Annotated in this window: 10 protein-coding genes; all 10 read left to right on the top strand. The window is 34.2% G+C overall.

What is annotated here, in order from left to right:
• Nucleotides 1–157: 157 nt before the first annotated feature.
• A complete protein-coding gene (locus EPK97_RS04825) occupies nt 158–478 on the top strand; it encodes a hypothetical protein (protein WP_162035493.1) in 321 nt (106 codons plus the stop codon).
• Between the two features lie 3 nt (nt 479–481).
• Nucleotides 482–1,024, top strand: a complete 543-nt coding sequence (locus EPK97_RS04820; RefSeq protein ID WP_162035492.1) for a hypothetical protein — start codon at nt 482–484, stop codon at nt 1,022–1,024.
• Between the two features lie 13 nt (nt 1,025–1,037).
• Entirely contained in the window at nt 1,038–1,385 is a 348-nt protein-coding gene (locus tag EPK97_RS04815) for a hypothetical protein (RefSeq protein WP_240903700.1), read from the top strand.
• A gap of 21 nt (nt 1,386–1,406) precedes the next feature.
• Nucleotides 1,407–2,210 carry an SDR family NAD(P)-dependent oxidoreductase gene (locus tag EPK97_RS04810; protein ID WP_162035491.1) on the top strand — a complete coding sequence of 268 codons (804 nt, stop codon included), beginning with the start codon at nt 1,407–1,409 and terminating at the stop codon, nt 2,208–2,210.
• Nucleotides 2,207–3,736, top strand: coding sequence for a pyridoxal phosphate-dependent decarboxylase family protein (locus EPK97_RS04805; protein WP_162035490.1), 1,530 nt, complete (start codon nt 2,207–2,209; stop codon nt 3,734–3,736). Before EPK97_RS04810 ends, EPK97_RS04805 begins: the two co-directional genes overlap by 4 nt.
• 30 nt (nt 3,737–3,766) lie before the next feature.
• The gene (locus EPK97_RS04800) at nt 3,767–4,951 is read left to right on the top strand and encodes an aminotransferase-like domain-containing protein (protein ID WP_162035489.1); all 1,185 of its coding nucleotides are present in this window, start codon (nt 3,767–3,769) and stop codon (nt 4,949–4,951) included.
• Between the two features lie 53 nt (nt 4,952–5,004).
• Nucleotides 5,005–6,255, top strand: coding sequence for an ATP-grasp domain-containing protein (locus EPK97_RS04795; protein ID WP_162035488.1), 1,251 nt, complete (start codon nt 5,005–5,007; stop codon nt 6,253–6,255).
• Between the two features lie 79 nt (nt 6,256–6,334).
• Entirely contained in the window at nt 6,335–7,570 is a 1,236-nt protein-coding gene (locus EPK97_RS04790; RefSeq protein WP_162035487.1) for an MFS transporter, read from the top strand.
• Nucleotides 7,571–7,700: 130 nt separating this feature from the next.
• Complete coding sequence (locus EPK97_RS04785) at nt 7,701–9,611, top strand: glycosyl hydrolase family 18 protein (RefSeq protein ID WP_162035486.1); 1,911 nt, start codon at nt 7,701–7,703, stop codon at nt 9,609–9,611.
• Between the two features lie 361 nt (nt 9,612–9,972).
• Nucleotides 9,973–12,450 carry a M4 family metallopeptidase gene (locus tag EPK97_RS04780; protein ID WP_162035485.1) on the top strand — a complete coding sequence of 826 codons (2,478 nt, stop codon included), beginning with the start codon at nt 9,973–9,975 and terminating at the stop codon, nt 12,448–12,450.
• Nucleotides 12,451–12,561: the final 111 nt, after the last annotated feature.

Below are 12,561 nucleotides of genomic sequence, written 5' to 3'. Positions count from 1 at the left end.
TTGTGTTGTGATAATTATGAATGTTGATTCAATTAGCAAGTAATTTACATTTATTTGAAGGTATTTAATTTATTTTCTAGAATATTAATTAATGTTATTTCTAGAAATTTACAGTTTTTTAATTGCCTTCAAGAATTATATAAGGAGGTGATTTAAGATGAGTAGTGAACTAGATCTGGACTATGGTTTAATAAAACCTCTATCCATTCCAAAAAATTCAAAAGTACCAGATTTATTTTCAGGAAGGTCCTCTGAAGAAGAATATGAACTTTATTTTCGATTAAAAAGAAACAATCCTGATCTGATTGACTGGTCTAAAAATTGTATTCATTTATATGAAGACCAATTACATGACCTGGAAGGCACTAGCTTGGAGGCAATAGATAAATATGAAATTCTTAAGGGTTGGTTAAATGTATTTCAAGTTACATTGGAGAAATGGGTGGATGTTTCTCAAAGTGAACAAAGGGAGAGTTAAGTTATGCAATCAAACTCAGTAGAATCTATTTCAACAGCTTACCAGCAGGCAGTGTTGCGCTGGAAACAAGGACACCAATCGTTTCAGATCATAATCATTACTATGAATACATTGCTTGAATCTAGTATTCAAGCTTTAGATCAAAATGAATGGCATTTGCTTACAAAATCACTTGATAGACTTTCTAACCTAATGAAAGCTTCCACTGCTACTATGAAGTATACGTCGGACTTCTCGCCCAAATCTTATGAGGAATTAATCAGACCCTCAATGATGCCTCCGTTTCTTAGTGAAGGTTTCAGCGGGGTATTAAACATTGATCATAAATTAATGCTTATCAAATTTCGCAAACTTCGTGATCTAATGGTACAGAAATTAGGAGATAAACATCAGTGGCCCTCAATGATTACGAGATCTTGGAATCATCTTATGGATGCTCAAACTCATAATCGTGAACATCATGGTTTAGTATGTCAGCATTTTGTTGATGACGGTGTTTCTCTCATGCAAAATTTTTATAAAGAAAAACGTGAAGCAAAAAATTAAGGGGGAATTAAAAATGATTACAGTAATGGAAACTTGGTATTTAAAAAACGGTCTTGAAAAGCAAGCCTTGGAATTAATGCAAGAAATGGATGACTTAGTAGGTCCAGGTGCTCATGATCATCCAGGTTGGTGCGGTCATGCTTCATTTTATCAGAATTCAGAGATGCCAAATGAAGTCATCATGCAATACCCTTGGAAAAGTCATGAACTTCATGTTGATCTCAGAAATAAAGAGGAATCTATATTAACAGGATTTTATGCCAAATACTGCTTAAAACCACGTAACATTATTTACTTTCATGAATTAGAAGTAGAAGTAGAACATGACCATGATAGCCATAATCATAGTCACATCAAATAAAATAAAAGAAAGGTGTTTGGAATGAACTTAACTAATATGGTTGCAGTGGTTACAGGTAGCTCTAGAGGTATTGGGAAGGCCATTGCTTTAGAACTTGCTAAACAGGGTTCGGATGTGGCTATTGTGTATCGCGGACAAAAAGAAAAAGCAATTGAAGTAATGAATCAAATTGAATCGCTAGGTAGAAGAGCAATGATTTTTCAAGCCGATGTAACGAATCCTGATGACGTTGATAAACTTGTTGTTCAAGTTACAAATCAACTAGGGTCAATAGATATACTTGTTAATAATGTTGGTGAATTTCATCTAAAACCTATTTCTAAAATTGCTGTAAACGAGTGGGATGAAGTATTTAAAAGCAACTTACACAGTGTTTTTTATATGTGTAAAGCCGTTATACCTGGAATGCGCAAACGTGGGATGGGACGTATTGTAAATATAGGTTTGAGTCCAAACTATATCGTTCGTGGTGCACCAAACGTTGCTGCTTATTCCATTGCCAAAACAGGTGTTATCATTTTTTCTCGTTCTCTAGCTGTTGAAGAAGCCTCTTACGGAATTACAGTGAATTGTATTTCACCAGGTCTCATTGAAAATGGATATCAGTCACCTGAACAAGTGGAATGGATGCGTCAACGTGTTCCTATGAAGAGATTGGGAACACCAGAAGAGATCGCAGATGCAGTTAGCTTTTTAGTTTCCGAACGTGCTTCTTATATATCTGGAGCTAATTTGAGTGTTTCTGGTGCTTGGGACTGGGAGGATCGACCAACTGATCATGATCATATTGTCCATGAATTATTTGTAGAGGATGGTATAAAATGAAACCGGATAACGAAAATTTGAATTTGGGAGATTGGGCTCCACATGAGTTCGAAGAACAAGGACAAAAGCTGCTTCAATTAATTCGAGAATACTTTGAAAATATACGTGAAACTCCTGTTAGTACGGACATAACCCCAAAAGAATTGATAAATATGTTAGATGGGCCTATACCCAAGAAAGCTGAATCGTTTGATTTAACATTAGATGACACATGGGAAAAAATCATTCCTCATTTAACACATTGGAATCATCCATCATTTCATGCTTATTTTAGTATTACAGCAAGTTTCCCAGGTATATTGGCTGATCTTCTCATATCTTCATTAAATGTAAATGCTATGGTTTGGAAGGCTTCTCCAGCTGCATCTGCTCTCGAAAAAATAGTACTTAGATGGATTACAGAAATGGTAGGTTATGATCCTTCTTCAGATGGTGTTCTAATAAATAATGCTTCTTTAGCAACTTTTTACGCGCTTGTCGCAGCAAGAGATGCCTTAACTGATTTGGAGGTTCGCACCAAAGGCCTTACTGGAAGAGTACTGCCAACTTTAAGGATTTATACTTCCGATCAAGCACATAGTTCAGTGGATAAAGCTGCTATCGCTCTAGGAATAGGAACAGATCATGTAGTTCGACTTTCAACGGATGAAGATTATCAAATGATCCCTGAGGAATTAGAAAAAGCGATTCAATCAGATCTGCAAAAAGGATTTCGACCAATGGCAGTAGTTGCAACTGTTGGTACTACGGCTACTGGTGCTTCGGATCCAATCTCCTCAATTTCGCACATTTGTGAAGAACATGGGATTTGGTTACATATTGACGCGGCATTTGGGGGATTTTGGAATGTAGTTCCTGAAGTGAAGGATAAGTCTGAAAACCTACAACTTGGAGATTCGATAGTCGTTAATCCACACAAATGCCTCTATACACCACTTGAAGTTACAGCCTTATTTTGCCGTCGATCAGGGGCTCTTGCCAACAGTTTTCGTTTGGTTCCAGAATATTTACAAACGGAGAAAGAAGACGGCAGCATAGATTATATGGATTTCTCCTTGCAGCTTGGGCGTAGCTTTAGATCTTTAAAACTGTGGTGGGTAATTCGTAGTTATGGATTAGATGGTTTAGTTAACCGAATGAGGGAGAGCATCAGACTAGCTGGATGGTTGGAAAATGAAGTTAAGTTACACCCCGATTTTTTATGTGTGACTAGTTCACCTTTCCCACTTCTATGCATTCGTTATGTTCCCGAACATTTACAAAATGTTTGGACAGAGTTGAAGCTAGATGAAAATGAGGAATCCAAGAAATATTTAGATAAGTTAAATGCTCAAATCATGCAAAAACTAAATCAATCGGGACTCGTTTACCTATCACACGCGGTAATACGAGAAGGATATGTCATTAGAATTTCAATAGGTAATATAAAACAAAATTTAGATGATATAAAACGATTATGGGATACAATTCAAAAGATAGCTAAAGAGGTAAATCAGGATATCCCCTCTCCTATCATGTTAAAATAAACATAAACTATTGAATTGCAGGGTGTTTAAATGAATTTTGAACGTTTTTTTCCACCTCTTATACACAAGGCGCTCGAAGTTGGACCACCAGGCCAATGGGCGCCTAACCCTTTGAAACAAAATATTAATCTGCATGCTGGATATCCTCATCCAAACGCAATTCCGATTGAGGATCTAATAAATGCTGCATTAAATCTATCAAACAAAGAAAGAGATTTACCTTTTCAGTATGAAGGAAGTCCATCAAAAAAGAATTTGAAATTATTACTAAAGGAAAATAGTTGCATTCGTGGGATTCATTCAGATAATCAAAAAATGATCGTCACCGCTGGGAGTACCCAAGCACTAGATCTTACAGCTAGAGTATTGTTGCATGAAAGTGATTTAGTTGCATTGGAATCCCCTACTTATATGGAAGCGATTGAAATTTTTCGAAACTACACATCCAACTTTATAAGTTTCCCAATGGATCAAAAGGGTCTAGATGTTGATTTTCTAGCTGAGGACTTGGCGTATAGACGAAAAAAAAGAATTCAGCTTCCAAAACTGATTTATACGGTGCCAACCTTCCATAATCCAACTGGTATCTCAATGGAATTGAGCAGACGAACTCAGTTATTAAAACTTGCTGAAGAGTATGATTTTCTGATTGTAGAAGATGATGCTTATGGTCAACTTGCATTCAAAGGAGATTTGCCACCTATTAAATCCTTTGACAAATTAGATAGAGTTATTTATTTATCCTCCTTGTCTAAGGTAGTCGCACCAGGTTTACGAATTGGGTGGGCTGTAGCGCCAAAAAAAATGGTTGAAGCAATGTCTCATTTTAAGAAGGATGCAGATCATGCTTTTTCTTGGGCAGTCACCGCGTATTATTTAAATCATTACGATTTTTCTACACAGGTACAACAAGTCAGATCTGATTACAGCAAGCGACTTTTTTTAATAAAAGAAGCCCTTTCAAAATACATGCCTTCAACTGTCCATTGGACTGAACCTACCGGTGGATTTTTTATTTGGGTGCATCTTCCTAATATAGATACTGATAAATTACTGAAAAAAGCTCTAGCAATAGGGGTTAGTTTCATTCCTGGAAAGCATTTTTTTATCGATCCCTACGACGGATCAGAATTTTTGCGACTTTCTTTCAGTTATGCTGATGAAGAACAAATTACAAAGGGAATTATGTTAATTGCTAGTTTATTAGAAATATAAAATTGTTTTAATTTATTAGGATCGTTTTAATTTAGAAGAAATGGAGATGACATATGAAAAGCTGTGTAATCGTTGACGCTTATTCAAGTGGAAGCCAGCTTCCTTATCACTTTGATAAATACGGATACAAAGTGATTCATGTAAGAAGCACAATGGAAGAACTGGATGTCAATGCCTCTCATATACATAACTATCAGTTTGAAGAGAGTTTCATTTATGATGGAGATTTAGAAAAACTAATTCTAAAATTAAAACCCTATCATCCTGAGTTTGTACTGCCTGGAGCAGAAGAAGGAGTAGAACTCTCTGATTTGTTATCTTATCATTTAGATTTAATAAGAAATGTAGATGTACTAAGTAAATCTAGAAGAGATAAGTTTTTGATGACTAAGGCAGTAAAATCTCAAGGCATTAAAACTGTAGACCATTTTAAAACTAATCAATATAGTGAACTACTAAAATGGATAAGAAATCTAGACAAGTGGCCTATTGTAATAAAACCTATTAATAGTGCTAGTTCAGATGGCGTGAGGTTTTGCAACTCAGAAGAGGAAGTTTATTTAGCTTTTCATAATATATACAATAAAACGAATATATTAGGGTTTAAAAATGATGAAGTACTTGCTCAAACATACTTAGAAGGAACTCAATACATTATTAACGCTATTAGCCTTAATGGCCATCACTACATAAGTGATATTTGGCAAGAAAGTATGATTCTTATTGATGGGAAATATACGATTTATGATAAATCGGAACTTTTAGAATTAGAAGGAGCACTTCAAGATCAGCTCATTCCTTATGTGAAAGATGTGCTTACTGCATTGGGAATTGCACATGGACCCTCTCATACTGAAGTAATGTTAACTAAAGAAGGACCCGTATTAATAGAAACAGGTGCAAGAATCATGGGAATGGCATATAAAGAAGATATTATGATGAGTGCTTTGAATTATAGTCATGCTTCATTAACTGCTGATTGTTATGTTAAACCTGAAAAAATAAAAAGCCTTATGGATAAACCTTATAAACTAAATCATTTTTTAACGATAGTAAATTTAATTTCCAATGAAAATGGTACAATACATAGCTATTCTGGATTAAATGATATTAAAAACTTACCATCCTTTACAGATATCGAAATGAAAAAGAAGATAGGAGAGCATATTTCTATCACAAGGGAGGCCATTGATCATCCTGGATTTATTTATTTAACTAGTACTAATTCTAAACAAATTGAAGAAGATTACTATAAAATAAGAAATTTAGAATCTAATCATTCCGTATTTTTAATTACAAATTGATACATTAATAACATATAAAAAACATAATGAAAAAGCTCCCACGGAGCCTACTTATACTGAAAGGCGAATCAATTTCATAATGAGTCTAATTGTTAAAGATAAACGTTTTATTAAAATATTAGCGGCAAATATTTTTTCATCTATTGGTTCTGGTATCACTATGATTGCAATTCCCTGGATGATTGTGACTAGAGAAAATGGAGCAAGTACTTTGGGATATGTTATCCTGTTATTAACCATCATTTTATTCTTAATAGCTCCTTTTATTGGAAACCTAGTTGATCAACTTTCACGTAAAAAACTGTTATTATGTTCTGAAATGATTGGATTTATAATCATCAGTTTGTTTGTAATCGTAGGTTTTATAAATGGAAGTTACACTACTTGGCATTTGGTTATATTATTTTCCAGTGGTATGTTATATGATTCGGTATTTTACCCGACACTGTTTGCCATGAATCAAGAAATTTTTGACCGCAGTCAATATAAAGTCTTAAACGGAATGATGGAAATTCAAGGACAATTATCCGCAGTTGTTGCAGGAGGCATTGCCAGTATATTAATTGGGAAAATTGAACTTCATTGGATATTAATCATGGATGCAATCACTTATGCAGTTGCATTTTTAATTTTGTCAACGATACCGTATATTAAAACGAAATACCCCAGTCATGAAATGATAGACACTTCCTTTAGGAAGAAAATGCGTGAAGGATACGATTACTTAAAGGAGCGCCCATTCTTATTTTTATTATTATTTTCTGCATTTACCCCATATATTGTTATCATGATCACAAATTATGTTTTTCCAATTTATATAGAAGCAACACTGCAGGCGGATGGTTCAATATATGGTATTCATGAAATGTTATATGGAATTGGAGCACTTCTAGCTGGAATGATCATACCTGTACTTATTCAAAGATTTGGAAATATAAAAATTTTACTTGCTGGAATACTCATGTTTACATTATCTATGATACTTACAGCCATTTTCCCTGTCATTATATTGTTCCTCATACTATCTATAATATTTGGTTTAGGGCATGCAATAACAAGGATAACAAGAAACATCTTAATGATGGAAATCATTCCAAACGATAAAATGGGTCGTGTTGAAAGTTTATTTAGATCGATAGGTCTTGCAATACAAATTACCTTTTTAGGAATTTTTACTGTCATGATTCCTAAAATAGGAACAATTCCAGCCGTATCCATATTAAGTCTTATACTTATTGTCTCTGTTGTTACAGCGTTTATTGGGAAACAATACTTTAGTAGGGATCTGATGAAAAAGTATTCTACTAGAAAATAGAATGCAATTCTTCACATACTACCACTTCCTACTCTTTTATAAAATTAAATTTCTATACCAAATTTTTGCGCAACTCTTCCACTTATCATTCGTCTATATTAATAGAATCTAGCAGAAAGAGGAATGATAGATGACTTATATGAAAAAATGTTTACCTTTATTACTTTTGATCGTTTTAATTTTACAGGTTTTCCCCTTATCCACCATCACTGCACAAGATTTAACTACGAAATACCGAGTCTATCAAAACGACAACCAACTTAAAGAGTTTTCTAGTCTGGTTCAAGCCAAAAATTATGCCAACAGTTTTTTAAACAGTTATGTTGAGGACATTACTACACGTGAATGGGTTTATAGCAATTTCCCACAATATGAAGTAATCGTTAAAGGAGAGCCTCTTCAAAAGAGGTATAGTACCTATGAAGAAGCATTGTCAGAAGCTCAAAAACATAAACAAGCTTTAATTAAGAACCTTCATGAACCAGGAATTGTATGGGATAACTTTGCAAATTACATACTTATTCAAGGGGATAATAAAACATTACCTGAATGGACCTTCGAAACGCTAGAGGATGCGAAAAAAGAAACCTATAAATGGGGAAATGTTCATATTATAGATCTCACTTCTAACGAATGGATTTGGGATGATCTCACAGCGGAGCAAAAAGAAACTTTACGTGCTCAAAGCTCTATTTATGAGATTAGCGCACCCTCTCTAGAGTCCTCAATTAAGGTGTCATATCTTGAAGATGCTATTAACGAAGCGATAAAGATAAAAGATTCCATCATTATGAACACAAAAACGAATAAAGAAGTATATTCTAATGAGAAAAACTTTGTTGTTAAACAAAGCGGTAGGGAGATTAATTCCTTCTATCATTTAGATCAAGCGATTGCTTATGCAAAATATTTTGTACGTACTTCTATAGAGCATCAGGGTAATGAGCTTTGGTTTAATGAACCTAACTATGAGGTTCTTCAACAAGATAATAACTTAAACAAATTTAATACTATTCAAGAAGCTGTACAATTTGCTTTAACAGAGGAACAAACCAAAATTATAGATCGTAGAGAAAAGGTACTATGGGACAACAGCTCACGTCTTAAAGTCTGGGGTTGGAATGGAACATCTAATCAGTCTACTATCTTAGATCACGTTAATCAAGCCGTCGGATTGGATATTGATTCTCCAACATGGTTTAAATTAAAAAATGCGAATGGTGAATTTGAAGATACTTCGGATGAAGAAACCGTAAAAATGTTGCACAAAAAGGGAATTGAAGTACATCCGCTTGTTCACAATCAATTTGATGGTCAATTGACATCATCATTTTTAGCAGATGAGACTGCTCAAAATCATTTTATTAATGAACTTATAACTAAGAGTGTGAAAATTGGTGTAGATGGACTTAATATTGATTTTGAATCCCTATATGGTACGGATCGTGCAGCCTATACTTCCTTTATCCAAAAACTAACCGAAGCAGCACATAAGAAAAACCTGACTATATCTATTGATTTACCTCGAGGCAGTTTAGCATGGAACCATAAAACTGCCTACGACCACGAGGCATTATCAAAAATCGTAGATTACATTGTAATTATGGCTTACGATCAACATTGGTCTGGAAGTGATGTGGCAGGTTCTGTTTCGGGTCTTCAATGGGCAAAGGAAGGAATTGAGGAATTTTTATCCTATGGAATGTCCAGAGAGCAATTAATTTTAGGCATACCATTTTATATCCGTGAGTGGAAATTTGACAGCAGTGGTACTCTTGTAGGAAATCGAGCCATCTATTCATTTGGTGTAGAAGATCTATTAAAAGAAAACGAATATACTTCAACATGGGATGAGAGATTTAATCAGTATAAAATTGAGTACAAAAAAGATGGTTTTACTTATGTTTTCTGGTTAGAGGATGACCAAACAGTAAAAGCAAGATTAGAATTAGCTAAAGAATATTCTTTAGGTGGAGTCGCTGCTTGGAGATTAGGCCAAGAACCAGCTAGTTTCTGGAACACGATTGTACAGACGAAATGACCATCTAAACACCCCATAAAACGAACTTGATTAAATCAAGTTCGTTTTTTAACTAAATAGCAGGATATATTTATCAAAGATTTAATAAAGTGAAAATATTCACAAATATTTATAGTTATTAATGCTTATTTACAATATTTAATATATATGTATACTAGATAATGATGGCTTATTTGGTTTTTTTAATTCAATTAAAAGAGTCAGAAAATTGAAAAATGTATATTCTTACAAGGGGGTGATATCAAAACTAAAGGGTAATGTTTATTCTATTTCCAAGTGAAAGGGGTGATTTAGTAGGTTTAATAGTTTAGTAATGATATCTACAAAAAAATCTTAAATCATTCTTAGAAAGGTGGAAACTATGAAAAAGAACAGATTAGTTTCATTGATATTATCTATAGCTCTTACACTTGGCGTATTTCTTTTACCAATTTCCAGCAATGTTAATGCAGAATCTATTAAGGAGGACAAATCAAAACAACTCCAAAAACTCAATAAGATGCTTGAAAAATCAGATAAATCGAATAAAAAGTTTAAGGTCTCTTGGGACGAGAAAAAAGGAATTCCTCGATTTATTTCTGGAGAGTTGTCTGATCAAAACATTGATGTTTTAGATTTTCTTGATGAAAATAAAGATGTTTTTCAACTGGATGCCGGTGAATTTGAAGTAAAATCTGTTGAGACTGATAAGCTGGGCATGACTCATTATCGTACAAAACAATCGGTAGATGGTATTCCAGTTTATGGTGCTGAATTAATCATTCACACAGATAAAAATGGAATTATTACAGCGATTAATGGACAAGCAGAACCGAAACTAGAGAAGAAAAAATGGAATAAATCAGTAAAACTTTCTAAAAAAGATGCTATTAATGTAGCAAAGAAAAATTTAAGCTTTACACCTGATGAGAATACTTTCACAGTAGAGCCAACTTCAGAACTATACTTATATGAACATGAAAACAAATGGCAACCTGTATATGTGGTAGAGTTACAATTTATGGAGCCTTATCTTGGTAGAGAATTTTTCTATATTGATGCTAAAAAAGGTAAAGTATTAAAATCCGTAAATAGAATTGTTGATGCGGCAGAAACAGGTACTGGAACTGGTGTACATGGTGACACAAAAACACTTAATACTTACTTATCTCAAGGTTTATATTATTTGCACGATACTACAAAACCGATGAATGGTGTGATTAGAACTTATGATGCACAAAACACAGAAACTCCTCTAGATAATTTCAACCCAAGTCCTGGTGTTTATGTGACAGACGATAATAATAATTTTAGTTCGTCAGTTCAACGTGCAGCTGTTGATGCACACTTTTATGCTGGGATCGTGTATGATTACTACTTAAATAAGCATAGTCGAAACAGTTATGATAACAATGGTGCTGATATTATTTCAAGTGTACATTTAGGACAAAACGTTGAAAACGCTTTCTGGACAGGCTCACAAATGGTTTACGGTGATGGAAATGGGAGTACTACCACCTCTCTATCAGCTTCTTTAGATGTTGTAGCACACGAATTAACACATGCTGTTACTGACTCTTCAGCAAATTTAGAATATGAATTTCAATCTGGTGCTTTAAATGAATCTTTCTCTGATGTATTTGGCATCTTAGCTGAGGTAGAGTATGAAGGTTCAACAGAATGGTTAATTGGAGAAGATATTTTCATTGCTCGTAATGATGCAATCAGAAGTATGGAAGATCCAACAATTTTTGGATATCCTGATCATATGGATGACTTTAGAGTACTGCCTAATACAAGGGAAGGTGATTGGGGAGGCGTACACATTAATAGCTCAATCACGAACAAAGCATTTTATAATGTTGCTACAAACATAGGCTTTGATAAGTCAGGGGAAATATATTACAGAGCATTAACTTCATATTTAACACAGTTTTCACAATTTGAAGATGCACGTAATGCACTGTTGCAATCAGCTACTGATATATTCGGAGAAAATAGTGTAGAATATAATGCGGTCGCAGATGGTTTGGCTGCTGTAGGTATTGGTGATTCTACTACAATCCCTACTGATGACACCTTTGAACCTAACAATACATTAAATGATGCGTATTCAATTTCAAGTGGTGTGTCATATACTTCATATATTTCTACTTCAAGTGATGTAGACTTCTACACCTTTACAACTGGAGGATCTGGAGATATCTCCATAGACTTAACAAGTTTACCTTTAGATTATGACCTTTATTTATTCAATAGCAGCGGAGTTGAATTGGATAAATCCATAAATGGGAGCACATCAAGTGAATCTATCCTATATACAGCATCAGGTGCAGATACATTCTATCTTCAAGTTGTTGGCTACAACGGTGCTAATAGTACCAACTCTTATATCTTAAGCGCTACTTTTCCAGAGGAACAACTAGGTGAGTGGTTCTATGAGAATGTAAGTTATGATACACCTCATCCTTATCCAAATAATCATACGGAAACTTACACTTATTCAAAACCTGGAGCACAGCAAGTTGCTATTCATTTTTCAACTTTTGCAACTGAAGCAAGTTATGATTTTGTTCATATTAAAGATAAAAATGGAAGTACGGTAGCAAGTTATGATGGATCTCAAAGTGCGTTCTGGGTTACTGTAGATGGAGATGAAATCAGCGCTACTTTAGAAACAGACTTTAGTGTTACTGAATATGGATTCACAATTGATCAAGTTGCCTATTTCAGTGATGGAGCTTTAGCAGCAGGTCTTTTGAATAATATTCAAACATTTGATCATTTAATCCAAGATTCAAACAAAGCAACTGCGGAAGATTATATCGTTCCTGATAAAGGACCAGAAAAAATGGATTAAAAATAATGTAATTCACTAAGTATAACAATTCCCTCGTTATATTTAGAATTAGGAAATAAACCCTGTGCTAGTTGTTATACGCACAGGGTTTCCTTTATAACTTAAGATTTA

This window comes from Chengkuizengella sediminis (assembly GCF_010078385.1).
Classification (GTDB): Bacteria; Bacillota; Bacilli; order Paenibacillales; family KCTC-33759; genus Chengkuizengella; species Chengkuizengella sediminis.
Note: the sequence above shows the minus strand (reverse complement) of the source record. Positions and strands in the feature narration are given on the sequence as shown.

Coding starts and splice junctions, on each gene's coding strand:
- EPK97_RS04800 (WP_162035489.1), top strand. CDS start 3,767: ATGAATTTTGAACGTTTTTTTCCACCTCTTATACACAAGGCGCTCGAA.
- EPK97_RS04785 (WP_162035486.1), top strand. CDS start 7,701: ATGACTTATATGAAAAAATGTTTACCTTTATTACTTTTGATCGTTTTA.
- EPK97_RS04780 (WP_162035485.1), top strand. CDS start 9,973: ATGAAAAAGAACAGATTAGTTTCATTGATATTATCTATAGCTCTTACA.
- EPK97_RS04805 (WP_162035490.1), top strand. CDS start 2,207: ATGAAACCGGATAACGAAAATTTGAATTTGGGAGATTGGGCTCCACAT.
- EPK97_RS04810 (WP_162035491.1), top strand. CDS start 1,407: ATGAACTTAACTAATATGGTTGCAGTGGTTACAGGTAGCTCTAGAGGT.
- EPK97_RS04820 (WP_162035492.1), top strand. CDS start 482: ATGCAATCAAACTCAGTAGAATCTATTTCAACAGCTTACCAGCAGGCA.
- EPK97_RS04825 (WP_162035493.1), top strand. CDS start 158: ATGAGTAGTGAACTAGATCTGGACTATGGTTTAATAAAACCTCTATCC.
- EPK97_RS04790 (WP_162035487.1), top strand. CDS start 6,335: ATGAGTCTAATTGTTAAAGATAAACGTTTTATTAAAATATTAGCGGCA.
- EPK97_RS04795 (WP_162035488.1), top strand. CDS start 5,005: ATGAAAAGCTGTGTAATCGTTGACGCTTATTCAAGTGGAAGCCAGCTT.
- EPK97_RS04815 (WP_240903700.1), top strand. CDS start 1,038: ATGATTACAGTAATGGAAACTTGGTATTTAAAAAACGGTCTTGAAAAG.